Consider the following 22859-nt stretch of genomic DNA (forward strand, 5'->3'; position numbering starts at 1 on the left):
TTGAAGTTTCAGTGCAACCGCGGCCCGAAAATTCGCTCTAGATCACTTGAGCGACTGCATGGACCGGACCGAGGCGCTCAGCCACGTGCTGAGAAAAATCAGAGAAGACAAAGGGCTCACGCAGCTCGTTGTCGCTGATCTCGCCTTGATGTCACCGACCTCCGTCTCCAATGTCGAAAACCACCGCAAAGGGTTGCGGATAGCATCCTTTTTTGATCTGTGCGACGCGCTCGGCGTCCGGCCCTCGGACGTGATCCGCCAGGCTGAGGAAGAGGCGGCCAAACATAACGGTCGCAGCCGCTCGCAGAAGCCGCGTCTTGGCCGCCCTCCGACCAAAAAACCGGTTTAACATAACGATTCTTATGCGTCTTTTGGATCACATGTCATGTACAGCGAGCTTCACCCGGTAGTCAAAGAGACTATTGACCGAATCCGATCGGGTTCAGCTAAGCGCGGGGCAACGGAGTTGATTCAATTTTTGGGCGTAAGCGACGCGAGGGCAAAAAAGTTCGACTACGCGTGGCCGATCGCTGGAGGCGGCGTACTCACGACAATCTGGGGCGAATTTATCCACGTTCATAAGAGCGGGAATTGGTTCTACGTGGACTCCCTCGACACGGAATTTCGCAGAGGCGGCGGGGCAAGAACTGACAAACAGCGCGAACGAGCGGACGAACGACTACGTTTGCTGCAGCAAAAGCATCGGCCTGGCGAAGTAGTCGTTGCCGTTCTGCAGACAAACAGAGTACCCATTGAAGTATTGGATCAAAATGAAAATGCCGAGGTAGACGTTCGCGTCAAGGACGACGAGCTTTGGCGCGTAGTTCGGTGGGATATAGATCGACGTAGAGTCATTCTCGTCCGCGGTCAGAATGACTGGGAACCTTCGGACGGCGACGTCGATGAACACGTCCGTAAACACGGCATGGACGGTTTTGGTGGCATAGAGGATTTGTCCACCGAAGAAAACGGAGCGCCGGATCCGCGGGAAACCGGAGAGGCCCGGATTTGGTTCCCAGACCAAGAGCACAGGGACGCAGTAGAAAAAGCGGCGGTGGACTTTGTCACTGCCGAGTACCAAAGAGAGGGTTGGATCGTTGACGACGTTAGTTCAGACAACCTGGGTTACGATTTAGTTGTCTCTAAAGCAGAAGACGCCTTGCGCTTTCTGGTCGAGGTAAAAGGCACGTCGGGCTCGCATCCAGGGTTCTTTCTTACTCGGAATGAACTCAAGTGCGCGCACTCAAATTCCGAATGGCGTCTTGTCATGGTCACTCATGCACTGACGCAGCCAGTCAAACAAGTCTTTTCCAATACTGAGCTCGACGAAAATTTTTCGTTCGAGCCATTGGCATGGCGTTGCGATTTGCGTCGAGTAGAGTAGACAAGTATCTGCCTGCAGTGAGTCCGAGCGCTTGGCCTTAACGTTACCAACGCTTATGAAATGGCAACGCGTCGATACCGACTTGCCGCAGCCCCGGCGAGAAATAAGGCGTTGTGGCCCCATCCATAGCAAAGCTGCCCTGCGATCTCTAGCGAAGTCGCCCCGACACCGTGTTCTTTCACGAACTTCGCGCATTGCCGTGCGAACTGGCCCGCAAAGAGATGTCGAAGCTCCCATCTGGTTCAATCACCCAAAGACCCCATATTTCGTTTTTTTGTCGACTGTGATGCTCTTTTTGAGTGATGAGTAACAGACACGTACCTCGGGAATGAGGGCGCTCATACTGGCCCCAGCGGTCACAGAAATACCTAGAAATCGAGGCGCACAAACGGTTTCCGAGCGGTTCAGTCACAACTTTGCCTAGGAATAGTCACAAACGTACCTAGAGGGCCGCATTACGCGCCCGGAAAAGGATGAAATTCGACAGACTTATGCGCAAAACATCACTTATCGAAGCCAAATGACACACCTTTCTACCTTGAGTTTTGCGCAAGACGAGTGGTTACTATGACACACCCTTACCTTGAGTTTGGCGTCAGTATTGGGCTGCAGGGCGATTGACACACCTTGTACCTTGCGGGACGACACAGTCTTACCTTGAAAGCCGCTAAAACCGGACATTACAACTTTGCCGCTACAGACAAACTTCGCATAATGTATATTATGTTAAACCATATTCGTAGCTCTGCGACCCGATGCCGGCGCGGCTTCCCGGAAGTCTAACCACCGATTCCCAAGCACGCCGACAATCGACCTCGCTACCCCGGCACCGTGGGGTTTTTCGCCACCTCGCCAAGAACCACAACGTCTTGCCAACTCGCCAAGAACCACAACGTCTTGCCAACTCGCCAACCCCCTCGAATTCCAACACTGGGCACGCAGCATCCCACCTGCATACCTGGTCCGCTATCTTCGCTGCTCAAGTCCCGCGCTTTGACGCGCATTCTCAAGGCAAGAAGTGAATCTCTTCCCACTTTTGCCACAGATCGAAGCGATACCGCTATGCAGGGATGCCGAGGCACGATTGCCCGTCACTAGGAGTTCGTCGGAGTTGAGGTGAAGCGTGATTCAAAACATCAGGTCGTGACGGGGTTCGCTTCGGTTGGCGGGCTCATCGCAGTCGTGATACGCGATGAAGGTATTTGAGAGTGGATGAGGAAGGCAATCGGGTGCTTTTTGACCGCACAAGAAGCCCGCTGATCGGCCCTATGCACCCCGTAATACGTTCATCCGCTTGATGTTCCACGCGAGCGCCACCAGCGACCATTCCGCCGCGACGTTGGACAGTCCGCGCAGCGAGAACTGCCGGAATCCCATCACTCGCTTGATGATGCCGAACACCGGCTCGACCGTGCTCTTGCGCAGCCCGTACAGTGCTCGCCCCGCCTTCGTTTTGTGTCGGTGTGTCATCCTGACGATTGGATCGGTGCTCTCAGGCGGCGCCGGATCGTCGGCGAAGCGTTCCATCAGCGGCAGATGATGGGCGTCGCGCTGGATCGCAATCAGCGGGGTGATGTCCGCCGCCTCGCAGGTGACGACGTTGGCCGCACTGAAGTAGCCCGCATCCGCCAGCAAAATCTCAGGCTGGCCCAATGGCTCGGGCAGCGCCCCCAGCACGTCGATCATCGGTGCGACCTGGCGCTTGTCGTTGCTTTGCTGGGTCACTGAGGTGCCCACGATCAACATCGTCTCGACATCCACCGCTGCCTGCGCGTTGTAGCCTTGCTCGAAGCCGCCGCTGGACACCGGCATGATGCGCGACTCTTCGTCCGTCAGGTTGATCTGGTCGCGTTCCTTGGCACCGCCTTGCGGCGGCTCCGGGTCCTTGCCCCGCGGCTTCTTGCCGTCTTTGCGCTGCGCCTCGCGACGCGCCACCTTGGCTTCATACTCCTGCTGCTCTTGCTCGAACCGTTCCTGCGCCCGTGCCTCGATCTTCGCCTTCGCTTCGGCCAACGCCTTCAGTCGCGCTTCGCGCCGTGCGATCTCCGCCGGTACATCCATCCCATCTGGCAGACTCTCTCGATCGGCGGTCTCGGCCATCGCCATCAACTGCTGCACTTCTTCATGCAACTGCGCTTCGATCCGGCCGATATACCCGTGCGACAGCGCGCGGTGCCTGCTCGCATTCGCCTTCACCTTGGTGCCATCCAGCGCAATCCGGCCCAGCTTGACCAGCTTCATCTCCTTCGCGATCAGCAGCACCTGCACGAACAGCTTCTCTAACTGGCTCGCAAACCGCTTGCGAAAGGTGGCCAGCGTGTCATGGTCCGGATGCGTGTTCGCCGCAATGTAGCGGAACGCCACCGAGTCATAGGTCGCTCTCTCAATCTTGCGGCTCGAAGACACTCCGGTCGCATACCCGTACACCAGCAAGCCAAGCAGCACCTCGGGGTGATGCGCCGCCATGCCGCGACCCGCGTACGCCCCACTCAGCTCCGACAGGTCCATCTGCTCGATGACTTCCACTACGAACCGCGCCAGATGACCTTCCGGCAACCAGTCCTCCACTGACGGTGGCAACAGATAGTCGGTCTGACGATCAACGGGCACGAAACGACTCATCTATGGGCTCACTCAGCGAACTGTGAATTTATCAACGCCCAACCCGTCCCGCCGGACGACTGGAGATCCCGAAAATCCGACAAACTCCTAGGGCGAGGCCTGCGAGGTTTGCTGGAGCGGATCGGCAGCCGTCGTGTCAATGCGCTGGGTCTTGCCGCCCTCAGTGATGTCCTGACGCATCACCGCGCCAGCAACCGGGCAATACCAGTCGGTGACCTGCAGGTGCGAAGGCCCGGGCAAGACCTGCTCGCCTGCGATGATCATCGGTCCGATCGAAGTGATGCGTACATAGCGAATCGGCACGCATTCCGATGGGCCTAGCGCTGTCTGAATCACCCGGCGTTTGCCGACGCGGCGCGAGGCTACCGTGAGGGTCGCGTGTGGGGCAACCAGTTTGCCGACTTCAATGCCCGAGTCCCGGGCATAGATGGTAAAGGAAACGCTGGCTTCGACTGAGCCACCACCAATGACGTCGCCCTCTCGCAGCGGCAACCCGCGATATTGATAGTCCAACAGCCCAAGGCCATCAATGGTGGTCGTGCCATACAGGCGTGCGTAGCGCGCCCACGCGTTGACCGTGCCACTGCCCGTAATACCAGGTGGCGCCCCGTCTGCAGCTGGCCGCAACAGTACTCGCAGCTTCTGCTCGGTGATGACTGGCGGGCCCATCAGCGCGGCCAGTGCCGTCTTGGATTGGATTTCCAGGTCGGCCTGGCACCCCGAAGCTGTAGGCAAGGGAGCCATCTGCGTGGATCGGCGTGACATGGGCATATCGCCATCGGCTTCCAACTGCAGCCGCATTCCTCGAGGAAACCAGACCGAGCTACAGACGCTTGCATCCGTTGGCGCCTCCGGCCGGTCGTCCGGCGCTGCCGTGGCCACAGTCGCCATGCCAGAGAGGAAACCGGCGATGAGCCAGACAGAGCGGCACTGCCGATAGAAGGGATCGCGGACTAGTGGGCGCCTTCCGCGCCTGGCGGCGCAAACAGAGCGGGCGTGTTCTTCGGAGGCCCACACATGGCGCAAGTCGAGTTCCAGCTGCATTGCCGCTCCAGGACATTGATGTCGGGGGTGGGAAGCCAAACGCCAGCGCTTGTGCGCTACCGAACAACGATCCGATCTCGTTGCACTCGTGACACCGCCTTGTCAAATGACCTGGCCTACTCGGAGGACATGGAATTTCCCTTTAGCTTACGCAATCTTGTTCCCGGTTTTTTGAAGCATTTTACTCCCGCCCCCGACGGGGCATCCCTGACCGGTGCGCCGTCGCAATCCTGCGATACCTCTATTTAGAGGGATGCGCCCTGGCGTCAGGGCATGTGATCATTACTTCGCCGGCGGGTTCCGCGATCAGCCGGCATGCTCACAGTCCCCGACCGCTTCGGCCGGGGATTTTTTCTTTGCTGGCTGCGCCACCTCTTGCGCGCCAGCGTCTTGAGATTGCATTTTGCGTTACCCCACTCAAGGGGGGAAATGAGAGAGCATCGTATCCCTCGTATGGGGGGAGAAAACATCCGGATTCGCGCGGAGAATCCGTAACCGCCTAGTTTGTGCGGCGCACAAAAATGCTGATGCGGCTCAGCGTTTGTGCGTCCTTCACTTATCCACGCGGTAGAGGCATGAAAAAAGAAGAACTTAGAACAGTATTTACGCGTGAGCAATTGGACCGGTATTTCGCGTCGTACGTAGGGATGGAAGGGGGTAATCCGGGCGCGGCAGTTTGGTTCTGTGACAGCTCACCGCATCCGAGGGCGGAGTCGCTAATGGCCCCGCTCGTTCCGCACGCGCAGCCCCGCGCCTGGGACCATGTGTACCGAGACGGGAACCGCGACCACATGGCGCGCTGGCAGTCGCACCAGAGAATTGCGCGGATCATGTCCGCGGCACGCGCACACATTCTCAAAGCCCCCGTGCGCGAGCAGGACTGGAAGCATTACTTCGACCATCATCTGTACGCGCCATACGGCGCCGAGTTCAAGCTCAGTCTATTTCCACTGCCAGCCAGCCTGATCAACCAGACACCCTGGTCGAAGGCATTCCGCGGCCAGCCGGAACTGGTGCCAAAACAACGTTACCTCGATCTTTGCCGCAGCGGCCGGCGCTTCTCCTTCATCGATGAGATCCGCCAACTCTGGAGGCCAAAGGTGGTGGTTTGCCTGGGCGAGCGGCACGCCGACGATTTCGCACAGGCGTTCGCCCTTGAGGATGTGCGCGGCACCGACTACATCCTGCAGCCCGCTGACTTGCCGAAGACCCTGCGAGTGCTGGAGAGCGACGGCACCGCCTGGATCATCTGCCCGGCTCTGGCCGGCGCAGCGGGACTGACGTCTGACGTGTTGCTTGATGCGATGGGGCAATTCATTGCTGGCTGGCTGCAACCGGCCGATGTTCCTGCGCTCTGCTCGGGCGCGGTCACCTGCTGACCGGGGAGAAGTCGCGCTTGTTGGTGGGTGTGCGTCGACGATGGCGCAGTCCGGTTTGAGGAGCTCCGTGCAAGCAAAGACTTTCCCATCGATACGCGGGCCGCGCATTATTCTTACCAAGCACAACGACCACCGCAATGGCAGCTTCGGCAATTCGACCAGATGCTGGCCTACCAAGCCCTCGGCTTCAGGCATTCCAGTCCACCTCATCTTCACCGTGGCGTACGGCGTAACCGTTTTTGCTTTGAAAGCGGCTCAGAGGGCTGTACCAAAGAACCGATACCTCTGGGTCCGCAATAGTCATATCGGCGATATGCATCCCCTGACCGACGAGCGCTTGCCGTCATCCGCTCGTCGGCTCCGACTCGGCTTTTCGGAGGCTGACCGCCCTTCCCTACCGCCACGCCCATGCTACAGATCGGTATCTGTGGATGCGGAAAATGGACCAGTCAGCAAGTGATTGATTTTATGGGGATATCTTCCGGGCATCAGCCGGAAGCCCGCATGAATGCTCGGGGTAGCCAACCCGTTAATTGCATCGAAAACAAAGGGATACCTGATAGCCCCTCTGACCTCATCACAACAAACCAATGTCACGCGGTCACGCCTGCGATCGGTTGCTGGCTATCTCCCGCAGGAATCGGATCGAAGCCTGTTCCAGTTGGGTGATGCCTGGCTCCTCCACTGGAAAGTGACCACAGTTTTCCAGCATCACCAACCTTTTGTCGCCCTTGATGCGGTCAAAGAACTGCCGGCTCGATTCGAAGCCCGTCCAGCGGTCGTTTTCCGGGTGTGCCAGCAGGAGAGGACAGTGGTCGAAGTCCTCGGGCTCAATGTCCGGCCGCACGGCAAAAATTGACTGCATGAAATTGACCGGCACACGTACGCCACCACCATAAGGATCCTCGGCAACGAGTCGGTTTAGCGATGAATCGTTCGACATCGCGCCCATTTTGGTAAACCACTTCACGGGCAGCCTCAGTCCGCCGATCAGAGGGGCGCAGAAGGGCAACAGGGGCATCATGACGTGGCGCACCAGCGCGTTGCGGGCAAACTGTCGTTTCACCAGCGGCGAGCGCGGATCCGCAAGGGTTGTGGCGATCACGCCAGCAATCGGGCCGTAACCCATCCGCGCCGCGCACAGGTAAGCCAGATAGCCACCAAGGCTGCCACCGCACAATACTACGCGTCGCCCGGTGTTCCGGTGCTCGATAGACGCCAGATCGCATAGCAAGTTGGTCCACGCCTTATAGGAAACCAGTGAAGGAGGCGCCTGAGTCAATCCATATCCTGGTAGATCCGGAGCTACTACCTCGTAGCCGGCGCCGTGCAGCAGCTTGCCAATCGGCGCGAACAGCCGGCCGTACCCTCCTCCTCCATGCACTACGATCACCGTCAGCGGCGATGCAGCGCAGGGAAATCGATCAACATGGATCGATGCTCCTCTCCAGGCGAGCCACTCTTCATTCGGGCCGCTGGCGGCGGTTACTCGCGTATGTCCGGGAAAAAAGGGTTGGTACTGTTTCCAATAGGTTTCCGTCTTGTAGCTTGCCTGGGGCATAGGTAAATGATGTGCGGAACGCGTTATCCTGGGCAATCACTCAACTGTTGGGGGCGTGGAAGGTCGGCATGAATCCGCGTTGCGCGGACCTTCATTAATGCAGGGGCGACGCACAGCCGATGCGAGGCGCCGCTATTTCCTCGATTCGCACGCCATCCGTACCGCCAGACCTGTCAGAACGCCCCCCATCAGCCAGCGCTGCAGCGATAGCCATGACGGGCGTCCTGACAGGAAGATAGATATCGATCCGGCTGTCACGACGATAAGCGCATTTACAGCGAGGCTGATCGAAATCTGAACGCTGCCGAGCGCCAGCGATTGGGTAAGAACACTGCCGTGTCCTGGCGTAATAAACTGGGGAAGGAGAGACAGATACATGACGGCGATTTTTGGATTCGCCAGGTTAGTGATAAACCCCATGCCTAAGAGCTTCCTTGGGGTATCGACCGGTAGGTCGCGCACTGCAAAGGCGGACCGTCCCCCCGGTTTGACGGCTTGCCAGGCAAGATATAGAAGGTACAAAGCGCCGCCAAAGCGAAGCGTGTCGTATGCGTAAGGTACTGCGAATACGAAAGCCGTAATTCCGAATGCCGCGCAGAGCATATAGAACACAAAGCCTAGAGCAACACCTCCCAACGAAATGAGGCCTGCGCGTCTACCTTGGCAAATTGAGCGGGAAATTAGATAAATCATGTTCGGCCCCGGCGTTAAAACCATTCCCAACGCCACAAGAGCGAACATGAGCAATTGTGTGAAATCAGGCATAACCCATCTCCAAGGGTAGTAGGTAATGCCCAGGCGCGCGGCGGCTAACAACCTCACGCTCCCCGATAGTGCCCTATCTGCATGCGCCAGTCACATGAGTTCAGAGATCCTAGCACGTCTTCCAATTTGCTGCCTTGATCCGCATGCCCCTGCTCTTCCTCCGGATTCCGACACACAACTCCTGCGTGAGCACGCTGAGGCGATTCCTTGAATCCAAACGCAAGTCAAGTGGACAGATATGGCCTGCACTAGCTCGACCTGCAGAACGCAGGTTGTTTTGCTGAACATGCTCTGTGCACAGCGAATACTTCAGCCGCCGGCTAGTGAGCGCAGGAGCGTCGGAACCTTGGCGCTGCTGGTGGCCTGCACACGGGCGATAAGTGCGTAATCGACCTGGCTCACTCCGTACGTCTGGGCGATATCGTGTTGCAGTCGATGCCACAGATGACAGGTCATTTCAGCGTCGGCCATCGCTCGGTGTGCACGCCCGGCCTTAGGCAATTGCAGCATATCGACGAGTGTCGATAACCTGTGATTTTGTGCGTGTGGGTAGATACGCCTGGAAGCGAGCATCGTACACGCGAAGTGCTGATTGGCTGCGATGTCCAGAAGCCCAAGCTCGGCTTGCCAAAACCTTCGGTCAAACCCGGCATTATGGGCCACCACCGGATGTCGGCCGACAAACCGGGCCGCTTCACTCATGACCTTCGATGCAGCCGGTGCATCTGAAATCATGTCATTGGTGATGCCGGTCAGGCTTACAACCTGCGAGGGAATACGCCTTCCCGCATTCATCAAGCTTTGAAAACGGTCGACGATCTCGCCGTCGCGCAACAAAATGACAGCAATTTCCGTCGCTCGGTCACCTAGCTTTGGCGACAATCCCGTCGTTTCAAAATCCAAAATTGCAACCGTCTGCACCCTGCTGCCCCTTGTTTCTCAAAGCCAAAATCAGACACGCCCGGGATTCGCAAAGAATCCGGCGCGTCCTCTGCAAGCCCATGATTAAAAAGAAAATTCATCGCCTGCAGTAACTGAGCTTCGTTTATCCGACCCGGTAAAACTCCACCGATTGGCCCGCATTGACCGCCCGCCGCAGCCAATCGGGCATCTCGCCCTGCCCATCCCAGCTCATTCCCTGGGCGTTGCGGTAGCAGACCACCGGCGGCGGCGGTGGGGGTGGAGGCGGCGGAGGCTCGAAGCACCCCGCCCCGTCCAGGTCTTCCAGCGTCAGCCCGTAGTCGGCCATCTGGTCCTGGATCCAGCGGATCGCGTTCGCCCGCTCAATGTTGGCTGTCATCGTTGTCGTCACTGCTGTTGCTGCCCTCTTCCGGGTTCAAGGCGCCGGCTGGCGCGCCCTGCTTTTCGTCTTGCTGTTCGTCCTGCTTTTCGCTCTGCGCTTGCTTCTCGGTCGGCGTCGGGCCGCCGGCCTTGCGCCGCCGTGCACCGCCACCGTCGCGCCCCGGGTGGCGCCACCCGCAATTCTGCCAGCAGTTGGCGCGCCAGTGCCGCCTCGGCCTCGGCCCGTTCCGCCCGGCGCTGTGCCGCGGCCAACTCGACCTGCATGATATCCAGGTCGTTGACGGATTTGCGCTGCGCCTGCTCGGCGGTGGCGAGCCGATCGGCGAGCGCGGCGGCCAGCTGCGCCGAGCTGGCCGCGACCTCTTCCCGGGGTAATCGTACTTTCCGTGCAAAATCTGGCGGTGAGAGACGAATTATCATTACAAATCAAAGCGTTAGGAGATCATCAAGCTCACCTGATTGCTTCCTTTCGATGCAAAATCTGGCGCCAGCGTTGCCCAAACCCAGCCCGAGAGCCCTCGGACAATGCAGAAAGGTGTGCTGCATACTTGTGTGCAATAAAGCATATATGCCTGCTAACCACTTGCTAGTCGCCAGCGCGGACGAAGTATTTCGTGAACAACCGCTCGGCCTCGCCTAGGCCCTCGTCGGTTAGCCACACCGATTTCGCCCGGTTCACCGGATTCCCGATGAGCCCTTTTTCGTGCAAGCGATTCAGCGTGTCCCAGTCAAAACTCCTCCAGGCGCGATTCTCGCCGCATAAATTGAGGTAGAGCAGCGCGAGGACGACCTCGTCGACTGCGTCGGTATTGATGTCCATCTTGCCTCCTCCTTGAAGGTGGCCCTTACGATCCTGCCGCACGCTGCGAGGGCGCCGCTTCGAGCAGCATGTCCTGGTACTGCTCAAGGGGAAATCGCAACGTGCTCCGAAAGTTCACATGCGCCGAATACGCCGGCCCCATTCGACGCAGAATCGTCGTCGACAGCTGGACCTCCTCGCCAATATGGCCTGGCTCTTCATCGATCGCGAAGCCGATATCGGCTGCGCCAGAATTTGAGCGAGTCCTTGGGAACCGAGTAGTTGATGACCCGCACCTGCTATGAAAGGCTGCTTTTCGAGCGATACACATCTGGTGTGGCCCCCATCTGCCGGCCGAATGCACGTTGAAAGGCGTCGACCGACCCAAAGCCGCTTTCCCGTGCGATCTTCTCCTGCGGCCAGTCGGTGTGCACAAGCAGCGCTGCAGCACGATCGACGCGCGCCCGCGAGACGAACGCAGCCGGTGTGCTGCCGGTCTCAGCCATAAACGTTCTCGCCAGATTGCGTGGACTCATGCGGGCTCGCTGGGCCAGTGCCTCCACGGACAGATCGCCTGTCAGGTTGCCCATCATCCATGCCACGAGTTCTTGCATGCGAGGCGCAGCTTGTGCCTGCGCGGCAAGCGCGCGGCTATCTTGCGGATCGGTACTTCCCCGCACCATGAAGACGGCAAGGTTGTGGGCGATATCAACCGCCACCGCCTGCCCGAGATCGGCGGCAATCATCGCCAGCGTCATGTCGAGCCCCGTCGTTACACCGGCCGACGTCCACACAGGACCGTCGCACACGTAAATGCGGTCGTGCAGTACCGTGGTCTCCGGGAACATCGATTGGAGCATTGCGCATGCATTCCGGTGCGTTGTGCATTGACGGCCTTCAAGCAGGCCGGCTGCTGCCAGCGCGAACGCCCCCGTACACACGCTCGCCACCCGCCGGACATCGGGTGCCGTGCGCGCGACCCATTGGCCGACCCCTTGCGCCGTGATGGCCGCGCGCAAGGCTGGCTCATCGCCGCCCGCCACGATCAGGGTATCGATGGGGCCGGCAATGGCATGAAGCGCTTCTGTTGCGGCAATGGTGAGCCCCGCGTTGGTCCTGACGTCCCCACCCGATGGCGACGCGATCGTGAGCCGATAAGCGCCGGGTACGCAATCCGCAGCCTTGCTGATCGCGCTGGCCGGCCCGGCGACGTCGATCGCCTCGACACCATCGAACACAACTAGCACCAGGTGGCGCGGCATCACGGTTGCTTGCGTGGCACTGGCAGAAACTGCGGCATTGTTGTCGTTGTTGGTCATCGTAGGGGGGCGTACCCTGCAGGCATCATCCATGGCCGAAAAAGAAGTATGCCATTGCCGTTCAGATTCGTTGTGATCGCTATCATGCTGATGGGCGCCACGCCAGCACATGCGCAAAATTCTATCGCTGCCGCTGATATGGCCATCCCTGCGCCGCGCCATGCCAAGCCAGTCATTGCCGTACTCGCGCTCAATGAGGGCACCGAGACCACCGACTTCCTCGTCCCCTACGCGGTACTCCGCCGTGCGAACATAGCCGCGGTAGAGGCCTTGGCGCCACGGCGCGGGCGTGTTTCGCTGATGCCGGCGCTGGCGGTTGAGCTTCAGGAGGACTTTGCGTCTTTCGATAACCGCTATCCGGACGGCGCGGACTACGTGATCGTTCCTGCGATGCATGCAGATGATGACCCCATCGTCATCGCGTGGATTCGTGCCCAGGCCGAGAAAGGCGCGGTGATCGTCGCGATCTGCTCGGGTGCACTGGTCGTCGGCAATGCCGGGTTGCTCGATGGCCGCCGATTCGCGGGACACTGGTATGACAGGAACAAGCTACGGGAGCGGCATCCCGGCGCCACCCATGTTCCCAATCGCCGCTACGTTGCCGATCGCAGCGTCGTGTCGACAACAGGCGTCACCGCGTCGGTGCCCGTCAGTGTGGCAATCGTCGAAGCGATTGCCGGGCCCGCTCGTGCGGCTGCTGTGGCGCAATCGCTTGGCTTACGTACATGGGGGACTACGCATAATAGTGCCGCATTCCAGCTCGACGCCAGTCGGGTTCTGCCGCTGGTCGTCAACAGTGTCGCATTCTGGAGGCACGAGACTATCGTCATTCCGGTGCGCGACGGCGTCGATGATATCCAGCTCGCGCTGGCGGCGGATGCCTGGTCTCGCACCTACCGTTCACAGGCCGTGGTCGAAGCGAGCGGCGCTGTGACGATGCGCAGCGGCCTGACGCTGGTTCCGACATCGCCTTTGTCCGGCAACGGCACATACCGGGTTGCCCTGTCGGCGGACAGGCCGCCCGTCACGCAATTGCACGACACACTTGCCGATATTGGCAGGCGCTATGACGCCGCCACGCGCGAACTGGTCAAGCTGATGCTGGAGTACGGCACCCAAGATGGGTTCTGATTGTTCAGGCGCCAGCCCTCACTGCCCTGCTTTGCGACACGACAATCCTGACATGGAGGGATACGCCGGAGCAAATTTCGCACCGCGGAGAGAGCACTAAGCGCAGTGCAAGCAAGCGCATCCGTTCCTCGCTTTCCGAATTCGAGCGACACATCGCGCGGTTCACGTCGACAAAGGAAGGGCGCCGGGTGAAAGGGTGGACATTGACCAAGGCGCTGTTCTCGCCAGCTTTTTTTGACGAAGAGGCTCGGGCCCTGACGGCCGCCGGCTATTAGTGCCTGGACTTGCCGGCATACGTCAGGATGCTTACGTCTGCGCGGTCAGTGTGATGCTTGGGCCGGCCCTAGCTTCTGACCGCCCCGTAGTGGGTCTTGAGGGAAGCCGGTGCAAAATCGGTTTCACGCGCGTCTCGCGCGCGGGTCGGCTTTGGCGTGTTCGATCGCCGTAAGTGTTTCTGAGTCCAGCACTGCCTGGGTGTCGGACGAAATGGCAAACAGTTTACCGTCGATGTCATGGACGTGTAACTGCTCATGGGTGACAGCATCCGTCACCAGCGCGCGGCCGGTCAGGCGCAGGGCGGCTTGAAGATGTGATTGTCCCGAGACGATCCAGTAATTACGTCCTTCTGATTGTCTCACCACCGCGTCAGTGGGGATCTCGTCGAGCTCGATAGTGCCGAATCCGGGGAGCGACATTTCTTCGATGCGATTCTTGATGCAGGCAACCATCACGGACGCGCCGGGGCGCTCGGTTGCCGCAAGCTGCTCATATTGACCGAGCAGGATGTTGGCCTTCTCGATCGAGGGCGTCGTATAGACAAAGGATTGGATGGCGGTCGGCGGGCGAGTCAACCGGGTCGCCATGATCGCGAATGCCCAGTCCCTTTTGTAATTGCAGTGTGGGCAAACCCAGCCGTATTTGGTGGCAATCAGGATGCCAGGGGCGCCACCTTCGACTCCGTGGCGATGATCGGCGCGGTTCCTGCAGATGAAGGCGCGCAGAAGCGGGCCGCCGAGGCCGACTTGGTTCTCGTTGAGCTTCTGGACCTGATCGTCGGTGAACGGTGCGCGAATGTAACTCATGGCATTTGAGACGGCAGCTTCTGCGCGGCATGGCTATCGCCGCGCAGCCGGCACCCGGGGACACTCGGGAGTCTGCCCGGCGGATAACAGAAACGCTGGGCAGCAAAAACACACTGCGACCGCCTCTTTCCAGTTTATGCCTTGGAGAAGGTCTATGTTGCCTTGGCCGGGCCCGAACCCAATGTGTGCTGTGCAGATGACGACGGAAATCGTGGTGCACAGGTCCAAATGGAGTGTGATCAAAGTGATCATAGGTGGCGCTGCGGTAGCGGCGATGTTGATCCTCGTGGCTTTCGTCATTCCCCTGCCTCCCGTCTTCCGAGTGTCGGCATGGATGTTCGGCACAATCCTTGGCCTCATGTCCTGCACACTAGTTCTCAATCTGACGAGTGAGCTTCCTGCCTGCATCATTCGTGACGAGGGGATTCTGGTGCGACCTTTTGGCATCTCGCGACAGTTATCTCTGATACCTTGGACCACAGTGCGAAATGCCGTGCTAGTCGACCTCGCTCCAGCGAGCGCGCCGATTGGCCACAAAGGCGCTTTCGGTAATCCAGCGATCAGGTTGACTTTGGCCAAGCGCTTCTTTCTCAGTCGCAATTACCTGCTGTTGGTCGGGGGAGCAAATCTCACTCCCGACGAAATCTACTCGTGCATTTTGGCAAGAAAGGCAGGCCACTCGTAGCATGAGCGCAGTCGACCATTAAAGCCGTTCTGACAGGTCAAGTCGAACGGCAGAGATAGGTCGAGATGCGCCAGCTACTACCTCTGGTTCCCGTCCGGCGACGGCCTACTCAAGATGTTGCGCTGGATCCAAAGCCGGGCTGGCTCCAGAACGTTCCCGGCATGGTGTAACGCAAAACCAGACCCGATCTCCACTCGCGGCAATCCTGCCGCACAGCTCCGGACGCCGAATGTGAGGCCGGCCTCCGGGGTTTCTTTTTGGCTATGTGTGAATTGCCTGTCGAACTGCGGCCGGCGACGTCGCCCAAGGCGGGCCACAACCCGCGCTGCGGCAGGCACCTACTGGCAGACCCGCTGCCACTCATACCGTCTCGTCGCCGGATTCCAGACTTGCCGCATTTCGCAGGTAGTCGCACCGACCGCCGGAACCTGGGGGGTGAGGATGTTCGGGGTCGCCGGTGGCTCGGTAGCGCAAACCTGTGGGCAAACAGGGGGCACCTCGTTAGGATTGCTGCAGACCGGGTAATTGTGCCCATCCATACACTTGCATTCGCAGGCCGAATGCGCGGCAGTGCTCAGGAGCCCGAGAGTCACCAGTATGGTCAGCCTTATTCTCATTGCTCCACCCCACTTGGATTGTCATTGTTGCTGCTTTGGCCCCTGCGGTTGCGTGGGGCGCGCGACACGAGTCGCGTCAACCACCCCGATCCGTTTAACACTACGCGCACGGCGCACTCGGTGGAAGGCCTCGTGCGCTACATGATGTGAAAAAAAACGGGGGGCCAACCCTACAATTAACTCACACAGCGCCTTCTTTCTTGGTTCATCGCCGATTTCCGGGAACGATAGACGATCCTACGCCAGAGACAGGCCATCTTCAGCCGCGCGCCTTCGCGCTCAGACAGCCATTCAAGCGGCAGCTCCGCTCAAACAACGGACCTCTGTACTGGGGTCGCATCGGACGGGTCGTTGGCCGTTTCTGCCCCTCGTCCAATCCCACCTGCAAGCGCCCGCATCGCACAAGCCTTAGGATAGATGGACCGTCGTCGGACAAGAAATGGCCGCTCAAGGAAACGACCATTTCAGCCCCCTGAAGCTAGACGCCTGCAAGGACTTCTACGAGCCCCGGTAGCCGAGGCGCTTCGAAACCGCCTGCGCACACGCATCCAGTGCCTTGGCCACGGGCCCCTCCCAATCGGTATCAACAGTGCCGGTCGGTCCCATGATGGTGATCGTTAGCGCAATGTTTCCCGAGTAATCGAACACCGGCGCGGAAAAGGCAACGATTCCCGGCGTGGGATGGTTGATGCTGCGGGACATGTGGCGCGCCCTCGCCTCTTTGATCATTTCTTCGACCAAGGCGGCATCCAGCGGATGCGCAATATCGGGGCCAAGCCGTATGCGGTCATCCAGCAACAAGTTCTCTGTGAACTGACGAGGCAGGAATGCCGAGAAAACCCTGCCGGTCGCCGTATTGGCGAGCGACATGACCGTGCCGGTGCGGATGTTCGTGTGGATGGGATAGGACGCATCGATCAGCCGCACGATGACCGGCCCAAGGTTTCCCCAAACAGCGAGCGCGACCGCGTGCGACGTGTCTTCCGACAGCGCTTCGGCGAACGGCGTGGCCTCGCGGATCGGGTTCAGCGTCTGCAGGCTGGTCAGCCCGAGCTGGATGGCCATCGGGCCGAGCAGGTAGTGACCCGTGACCGGGTCCTGGGCGACGAGCCCGATCTTGCCAAAGCTCACCAGATACGGATGGATCTTGCCGGACGGCATGTTCGCCGCCTTCACGAGATCGCGTAGCGCCATCGGCCTGGCCTCGGAGGCCAGCACCTTCAGGATTTCTCCTCCCACTTCAATCGACTGGATGCCGCGGCGCTCTCGCTCGGGTGCCTGGTCGGTCTGGTCCACGGTATGTCCCTGCCATGAGATGGATCGTGCGCGCAGTATAGCACTAGACATTATCTAATGAGCAAGCGTAGGGTTAACATGTAGATAATTTCAAGCACGCTAGTATTAATCTAGCAAACATGGCGGCACCGCTCTTGGCGGCCGTACCGCCCGCACTTGAATGGAGAAGTCGATGTCTACACTGCAACAGGAAAAATGTGATGTTCTGGTCATCGGATCAGGCGTCGCCGGCATGTCCGCGGCCATTACCGCCGCCAGCCGGGGGCTGAAGGTCATCGTTGCCGAGAAGGCGAGCTACTACGGCGGCACGACGGCCCGCTCGGGTGGCTGGCTCTGGGTGCCGAACACCCATCTGGCCGGGGCATACGGTCATCACGAACAGCCGGACCAGGCCCTGACCTATATCCGGAACCAGGCCGGCGCCGGTTTCGATGAGGCGCGTGTACGCGCCTTTCTGGCGAACGGCCCGAAAGCAATTGAGTTCTTCATGACAAAGACTGCCGTCCAGTTCGACATGCCGCTCACGTTCCCGGACTACCACGCCGAGGTGCCCGGCGCCGCGCAAGGCGGCCGCTCGATGGTGACGCGCCCGTACGACGCGCGCGAACTCGGCCCGCTGCTCAAAACCCTCGGCCCCGTGCTGCCGGAACTGACGGTCTTCGGCGTAACGATCGGCTCCGGCAAGGAGATCGTCCATTTCATGCGGGTGACGCGATCCCTCGCGTCCGCGTGGTATGTCACCAAACGCCTGAGCAAACATTTCCTGGAAGTAATGAAGTACGGGCGGGGCATGACGCTGACTAACGGCAATGCGCTGGCAGCGCGGCTCGCAAAGTCGGCAGCCGACCTGTCGATCCCGGTATGGCTGTCGTCGCCTGCCGTGCAGTTGTTGCAGGAGGGGGGGCGCGTCACCGGCGCGGTGCTTGAGCGCGACGGCCAGCGGGTCAGCGTGAAGGCGCGTCACGGTGTGGTGCTGGCCAGCGGCGGATTCCCGCACAACCTCGAGCGGCGCAAGGAGACTTACCCGCACGTGAAGGCTGGGCACGGCCACTTCTCGCCAACGCCGCAGACCAATGTGGGCGACGGCATGCGCATGGCCGAAGAGGTAGGCGGTGTGTTCGACAAGACCCTGTCGAATGCCGCTGCGTGGACGCCCATGTCGCTCGTGCCGCGCAAGGACGGCACGACCGGCATCATGCCCCACTTCATCGACCGGGCGAAACCAGGCGTGATTGCCGTCAGCCTGGATGGCAAGCGCTTCGCCAACGAGGCGAACTCGTACCACGATCTCGTGCAGACAATGATCGCCGCCTCGAAGGGCAAGCCGGAGACGGCGTGCTGGCTGATCGCCGACCATGCGGCGATCCGGCACTACGGTCTCGGCTTCGTGAAGCCGTTCCCGATGCCGCTCGGGCCGCATCTGCGCAATGGCTACCTCAAGCGCGGCAAGACAATTGAGGACCTTGCGAAGCAGATCGGTCTCGATCCGGCGACACTCGCCGGCACCGTTCGCCAGTACAACGAAACGGCGTGGTACGGCCGCGATCCCGAGTTTGGGCGCGGCAGCAAAGCCTACAACCGCTACCAGGGCGACGCGCTGCACACGCCCAATCCCTGCGTCGCGCCGCTGGCCAACGGTCCGTTCTATGCGCTCAAGCTCGTACCGGGCGACCTGGGCTCATTCATGGGCATTCGTACGAATGAGCACGCCCAAGTCGTCTCCCGGGACGGCGATCCGATCCCCGGCCTCTACGCAGCGGGCAACGATGCGGCAAGCATCATGGGCGGCGAGTACAGCGGTGCGGGCATCACGCTCGGCCCGGGTCTGACCTTTGGCTATGTCGCGGGCAACCACATCGCCGATCACGTTCAGGCCACGCCCCCGACAGCGAGCGCGGCCGCCGCGCGCGAGCCTCTGGCCATGCACTGAGTTCCCTGCCCGTTTTTTGTCACCCGCGCGGCCGCATTGCGGCGGCCGCGTGGCGGCGTTCACCCTGAATTTCCCTCGATTGCAATCATGATGATTCCTCAACTCCTGACCGGGAAGGTCGCTTTCATAACCGGCGCGGGCCAGGGCAACGGCCGGGCCATCGCCATCGGCCTCGCCGAAGCCGGCGCGACGGTCGTCGTGACCGACATGAACGAAGCCAATGCCGATGAGACGGCGGCGATGATCGATGCCCGTGGACATGCGGCGCGCGCCTGCGCGCTGGACGTGACCGACGCCGCGCAATGCCGCGCCGTCGCCGAAGAGGTCACCGCTTGCGTCGGCCCCGTCGACGTGCTGGTGAACAACGCCGGCATCCTCATTCGCGAGGGCATTGACAGCGAGAATGCGCTGGCCAACCTGCAGCGGGTGATGAAGGTCAACCACGAAGGGACGTTCAACGTCTGCCACGCGTGGCTGCCGGCCCTGCGGCAGACCCGTGGTGCCATCGTCAATGTCGCCTCGATCGCGTCGTTTTCGGGCCAGTCGAACACGCTCGGCTACTCGCCCTCGAAGGGCGCGGTGAAGATGCTGACCCAGTCGCTGGCAGCCGACCTCGCGCGCGACGGTGTGCGCGTCAATGCCATTGCACCGGGCGTCATCGAAACGCCCATGACCGTTTCCACGCGCACGGACCCGGCGAAGCTCGAACGCTTCATGTCCCGCATCCCGATGAACCGGGTTGGGCAACCCGAAGAACTGGTGGGCGCGGTGCTGTTTCTCGCCTCGTCGATGTCCACCTATGTGACCGGCGTGACCCTGCCCGTGGACGGCGGGTACCTCGCCGCCTGACTCTCACAAACGAGGCAAGCGCGCACAGCGCGCTTGCCCGCCCATCCAGGAGACAACGATGAAACAGGCATCCCGCACGATCGACGTGCAGTCCTTCATCGACGCCGAACGCTTTTCGCCTTGCCAGTGGCTGGTCCTCGCCTTCTGCTTCCTCGTCGTAGCGGCCGACGGCTATGACACGGCGGCAATTGGTTTTATCGCACCGCCGCTGGCGCATGAGTGGGGCATCGGCCGCGGCGAACTCGGTGTCGTCATGAGCGCAGCACTGGCTGGCCTGAGCCTGGGCGCGATCTTCGCTGGACCCGTGGCAGATCGCATTGGCCGCAGGACGGTACTGGTGGCGGCTGTCGCGAGCTTCGGAGGATGGACGCTCCTTGCCGCCCATGCGCAGACCGTCGGCACATTGACCGTCCTGCGCTTCCTGACCGGACTCGGGCTCGGTGCGGCCATGCCGACGACCATCACGATGATGTCGGAATACGCGCCGTCGCGTCTGCGTTCCCTTGCGGTGAATGCCATGTACTGCGGCTTCTCCGGTGGGCTGGTGGCGGGCGGCGCGGCATCGGCCTGGCTGATTCCTCATTTCGGCTGGCGAAGCGTGTTGACAGCTGGCGGCATCGCGCCGCTGATACTCGCCATGCTGCTCCTTGTGCTGCTTCCGGAGTCGGCCCAGTTCCTGGCGGTGCGCGCCGGGGCGCCCGAGCGGATCGCGCGCATCCTGAAGCGCATTGCACCTCGGCAATCGCTCGAACACTGCGTGTTCGTCGCGCCGATGGCTTCGGCAGGCAAGGCGGGAAAGGCTTCGGCTCTTGCACTCATCCTGTCGGCCGGATACCGGCGGCGCACGTTCCTGCTCTGGCTGTCGTGCTTCATGGGTCTGGTGATCTATTACCTGATGACGAACTGGATGCCGACGCTGTTCCGTGAAGCCGGATTCAGCGTGGAACGTGGCGCGTTGCTGGCCTCCCTGTTTCCCCTTGGCGGCTTGCTCGGCAACCTTGTTGCGGGCTGGCTCATGGACCGCTTCAATGCCAACCGTACCATCGTCGTGGCGTACCTGCTGGCCGCTGTGCTCGTCATCGTGGTGGGACGCGGTGTCGATCATCCGGAGTTCCTCGGCATCTCACTTTTCCTTTGTGGCACCCTGGTCACGAGCGCGGCAACCTCGATGTCCACCTATGCCGCAGGCCTCTATCCGACTGAGGCGCGTACGACGGGCGTGGCGTGGATGCAGGGCATCGGGCGGATCGGTGGCATGGCCGGCGCCTTCATCGGCGCAGGCCTTCTCGGTCTTGGCTGGGGCTTCGGCGATGTATTCGGCCTGCTCGCCGTGCCGGCGCTGCTCGCGGCAGGGTCGGTCTTCCTGATCGCGAAGCCCCGGCACGCCTATCCGATGGCAAGGGTGGCGGAGTGAGGCGGTTCGGCGCTCTCGCCATTGCGGCGGTCATGAGCATGGCGTCCATGCGCGCCTGTGACGCCCTGCTTCCGGCACTGTCGTCGGACTTCGCCGTACCCATTGGCATGGCGGCGTGGTCCATCTCCGCGTTTGCGCTGGCCTATGGCCTGATGCAGCTCGTATATGGACCGCTCGGCGACCGCTTCGGCAAACTCCGCGTCGTCACCCTTGCGCTGACAGGCTGCGCCGTTGCGAACGTCATGGCCGCCGTGGCCCCGACCATGCCCGCCCTCGCGCTGGCCCGGGGGCTCTCGGGCGCAGCCGCTGCGGGTGTCATCCCCATGAGCATGGCGATGATCGGCGATACGGTTCCGGTCAGGGACCGGCAGCAGGTGCTTGCCCGCTTCTTCCTCGCGACCATCGGCGGAGTGATCGGTGGCCAGTGGATGTCCGGGCTGATCGCCGACTGGCTGCACTGGCGCATTGTCTTCTGGGTGCTGGCGGCGGGCTCCGGCGTCGCGGCGCTCGTCGTGCGGATGCAGGAATCGGGCATGGTCTCCAACCTGATTGCCAGGCGTTCATTCGGGGAGCAGTTCCGCAGCGTGCTAAGTCAGCCACGCGCCAGGCTGGTTTTCGCAGTGACGGCGATCGAAGGCCTGTTCACACTGACGGGATTTGCTTTTGTGCCGACCTATCTGCATGGCCGCTTCGGGCTCGGCCTGGGTACGGCCGGCGCGGTGATGGCGATGTATGGCGTCGGTGGCCTGTTATATGTGGCGCTGTCCGGCGTGCTGATCAGGCGTCTGGGCTCTGATGCGCTGGCCGCCCTCGGAGGCGCGCTCCTGGGTGCCGCCTTCGCGATCGTGGCGGTCGGACCCCGGTGGGAATGGAGCGTGCCCGGATGCTTCCTCGGCGGACTCGGCTTCTACATGCTTCACAACACCTTGCAGACCCAGGCGACCGAGGTGTTCCCGCCATCGCGCGGTACGGCGGTCGGGCTGTTTGCCGCGAGCCTGTTCCTTGGGCAGGCGCTCGGCATGGGCGGCGCTGCTGCCGTCGCCGGCACCCTCGGCGAGCGATGGCTGTTTGCCGCCGCCTCCGTGGCCCTTCCCCTTCTCGGCATGGCATTCGGAGGACGGCTCCGCACAGACAATTCCCGTCACCGTCACCGATAGCTGCCATTGATGCCTGCCACCTGCCAGCCATCGAACTAGTTTGCCCTGAAGCGATCACGACGCTGATCGCTGCTGGCTTCCACTTCCCGATTCACCTGACGACAGCCCGTTCGGCGCGTCGAGGAAACCCCAATTTTTCAAAACCCGAACGAACGCGCATCAAGACCACTGGAGGATCCAAGATGCAAGATTTGACGACAAGAACCGGTATCACCTGCTGCGTGGCGCTCTCCCTGCTGGGTGCGACAGGATTGGCCCATTCCGAAGTGACCCTGTATGGCGTAGTTGATAGCGGCATCGAATACGCCAATCACCAGCCCGGGAATGGAGACAGCGTCTATCGCGTGACTTCCGGAAATATCGCCGGCTCCCGCTGGGGACTTCGGGGTACCGAAAACCTCGGAAACGGTGTGCAAGGCATGTTCGTACTGGAGAGCGGGTTCGACGTCGACACCGGAAAATCTGGCCAGGGTGGCCGCCTCTTCGGCCGCATGGCCTATGTCGGACTGCAGGGATCGTGGGG

20 protein-coding genes, 1 pseudogene and 1 riboswitch are annotated in these 22859 nt (G+C 60.9%); of the genes and pseudogenes, 10 read left to right on the top strand and 11 right to left on the bottom strand.

Translation table 11 applies throughout. The features are described from left to right. Positions 1 to 58 precede the first annotated feature (58 nt). The gene (locus tag ACZ5MJ_RS09025; protein WP_464223496.1) at positions 59 to 349 is read left to right on the top strand and encodes a helix-turn-helix domain-containing protein; all 291 of its coding nucleotides are present in this window, start codon (positions 59 to 61) and stop codon (positions 347 to 349) included. 36 nt (positions 350 to 385) lie between these two features. Further along, complete coding sequence (locus ACZ5MJ_RS09030; RefSeq protein WP_464223497.1) at positions 386 to 1384, top strand: protein NO VEIN domain-containing protein; 999 nt, start codon at positions 386 to 388, stop codon at positions 1382 to 1384. Between the two features lie 1266 nt (positions 1385 to 2650). Here the strand turns inward: ACZ5MJ_RS09030 and ACZ5MJ_RS09035 are convergent. After that, positions 2651 to 4006 (bottom strand): IS1182 family transposase, encoded by a 1356-nt coding sequence (locus tag ACZ5MJ_RS09035; RefSeq protein WP_464219218.1) that lies wholly within the window; start codon positions 4004 to 4006, stop codon positions 2651 to 2653. Positions 4007 to 4093: 87 nt separating this feature from the next. Next, the gene (locus ACZ5MJ_RS09040; protein ID WP_464223498.1) at positions 4094 to 5050 is read right to left on the bottom strand and encodes a hypothetical protein; all 957 of its coding nucleotides are present in this window, start codon (positions 5048 to 5050) and stop codon (positions 4094 to 4096) included. Positions 5051 to 5769: 719 nt separating this feature from the next. Here ACZ5MJ_RS09040 and ACZ5MJ_RS09045 point away from each other — a divergent pair. Continuing rightward, complete coding sequence (locus ACZ5MJ_RS09045; RefSeq protein WP_464223499.1) at positions 5770 to 6429, top strand: transcriptional regulator; 660 nt, start codon at positions 5770 to 5772, stop codon at positions 6427 to 6429. A gap of 601 nt (positions 6430 to 7030) precedes the next feature. On the opposite strand, the gene ACZ5MJ_RS09050 is transcribed toward ACZ5MJ_RS09045, so the two are convergent. From ACZ5MJ_RS09050 to ACZ5MJ_RS09080, 7 genes are all read right to left on the bottom strand, one after another. Beyond that, a complete protein-coding gene (locus tag ACZ5MJ_RS09050) occupies positions 7031 to 7990 on the bottom strand; it encodes an alpha/beta hydrolase (RefSeq protein WP_464223500.1) in 960 nt (319 codons plus the stop codon). A gap of 132 nt (positions 7991 to 8122) precedes the next feature. Continuing rightward, positions 8123 to 8755 carry a LysE family translocator gene (locus ACZ5MJ_RS09055; RefSeq protein WP_464223501.1) on the bottom strand — a complete coding sequence of 211 codons (633 nt, stop codon included), beginning with the start codon at positions 8753 to 8755 and terminating at the stop codon, positions 8123 to 8125. A 20-nt stretch (positions 8756 to 8775) separates the two neighbouring features. Continuing rightward, positions 8776 to 8859, bottom strand: a riboswitch (ZMP/ZTP riboswitch). Positions 8860 to 9064: 205 nt separating this feature from the next. Then, positions 9065 to 9676 carry a 3'-5' exonuclease gene (locus ACZ5MJ_RS09060; RefSeq protein WP_464223502.1) on the bottom strand — a complete coding sequence of 204 codons (612 nt, stop codon included), beginning with the start codon at positions 9674 to 9676 and terminating at the stop codon, positions 9065 to 9067. A gap of 124 nt (positions 9677 to 9800) precedes the next feature. After that, positions 9801 to 10055 (bottom strand): H-NS histone family protein, encoded by a 255-nt coding sequence (locus ACZ5MJ_RS09065; protein ID WP_464223503.1) that lies wholly within the window; start codon positions 10053 to 10055, stop codon positions 9801 to 9803. A gap of 8 nt (positions 10056 to 10063) precedes the next feature. Continuing rightward, the gene (locus ACZ5MJ_RS09070; RefSeq protein WP_464223504.1) at positions 10064 to 10477 is read right to left on the bottom strand and encodes a hypothetical protein; all 414 of its coding nucleotides are present in this window, start codon (positions 10475 to 10477) and stop codon (positions 10064 to 10066) included. 166 nt (positions 10478 to 10643) lie between these two features. Further along, positions 10644 to 10877, bottom strand: coding sequence for a DUF6429 family protein (locus ACZ5MJ_RS09075; protein ID WP_464223505.1), 234 nt, complete (start codon positions 10875 to 10877; stop codon positions 10644 to 10646). Between the two features lie 278 nt (positions 10878 to 11155). Then, positions 11156 to 12175 carry a GlxA family transcriptional regulator gene (locus ACZ5MJ_RS09080; protein ID WP_464223507.1) on the bottom strand — a complete coding sequence of 340 codons (1020 nt, stop codon included), beginning with the start codon at positions 12173 to 12175 and terminating at the stop codon, positions 11156 to 11158. 84 nt (positions 12176 to 12259) lie between these two features. Between ACZ5MJ_RS09080 and ACZ5MJ_RS09085 the strand changes: the two genes are divergently transcribed. Further along, on the top strand, positions 12260 to 13306 hold the full coding sequence (locus ACZ5MJ_RS09085; RefSeq protein WP_464223508.1) for a DJ-1/PfpI family protein: 1047 nt from the start codon (positions 12260 to 12262) through the stop codon (positions 13304 to 13306). A gap of 398 nt (positions 13307 to 13704) precedes the next feature. On the opposite strand, the gene ACZ5MJ_RS09090 is transcribed toward ACZ5MJ_RS09085, so the two are convergent. Next, positions 13705 to 14388 (bottom strand): hypothetical protein, encoded by a 684-nt coding sequence (locus tag ACZ5MJ_RS09090; RefSeq protein WP_464223509.1) that lies wholly within the window; start codon positions 14386 to 14388, stop codon positions 13705 to 13707. A gap of 196 nt (positions 14389 to 14584) precedes the next feature. Between ACZ5MJ_RS09090 and ACZ5MJ_RS09095 the strand changes: the two genes are divergently transcribed. Further along, a complete protein-coding gene (locus ACZ5MJ_RS09095; protein ID WP_464223510.1) occupies positions 14585 to 15073 on the top strand; it encodes a hypothetical protein in 489 nt (162 codons plus the stop codon). 1115 nt (positions 15074 to 16188) lie between these two features. Here ACZ5MJ_RS09095 and ACZ5MJ_RS09100 read toward each other — a convergent pair. Beyond that, a complete protein-coding gene (locus ACZ5MJ_RS09100) occupies positions 16189 to 16986 on the bottom strand; it encodes an IclR family transcriptional regulator (RefSeq protein ID WP_464223511.1) in 798 nt (265 codons plus the stop codon). Positions 16987 to 17158: 172 nt separating this feature from the next. On the opposite strand from ACZ5MJ_RS09100, the gene ACZ5MJ_RS09105 reads away from it, so the two are divergent. The 5 genes and pseudogenes from ACZ5MJ_RS09105 to ACZ5MJ_RS09125 form a co-directional block, all read left to right on the top strand. Beyond that, positions 17159 to 18916: an FAD-dependent oxidoreductase gene (locus tag ACZ5MJ_RS09105; protein WP_464223513.1), complete on the top strand. Its 1758-nt coding sequence runs from the start codon at positions 17159 to 17161 to the stop codon at positions 18914 to 18916. A 90-nt stretch (positions 18917 to 19006) separates the two neighbouring features. Further along, positions 19007 to 19765: an SDR family NAD(P)-dependent oxidoreductase gene (locus ACZ5MJ_RS09110; protein WP_464223689.1), complete on the top strand. Its 759-nt coding sequence runs from the start codon at positions 19007 to 19009 to the stop codon at positions 19763 to 19765. A gap of 58 nt (positions 19766 to 19823) precedes the next feature. Beyond that, the gene (locus tag ACZ5MJ_RS09115) at positions 19824 to 21179 is read left to right on the top strand and encodes an MFS transporter (RefSeq protein WP_464223514.1); all 1356 of its coding nucleotides are present in this window, start codon (positions 19824 to 19826) and stop codon (positions 21177 to 21179) included. Beyond that, entirely contained in the window at positions 21176 to 22336 is a 1161-nt protein-coding gene (locus tag ACZ5MJ_RS09120; protein WP_464223515.1) for an MFS transporter, read from the top strand. Before ACZ5MJ_RS09115 ends, ACZ5MJ_RS09120 begins: the two co-directional genes overlap by 4 nt. 182 nt (positions 22337 to 22518) lie before the next feature. Continuing rightward, a pseudogene (locus ACZ5MJ_RS09125) lies at positions 22519 to 22854 on the top strand (porin); the annotation flags it as partial. Positions 22855 to 22859: the final 5 nt, after the last annotated feature.

Source organism: Cupriavidus sp. LA-1, from assembly GCF_055385985.1.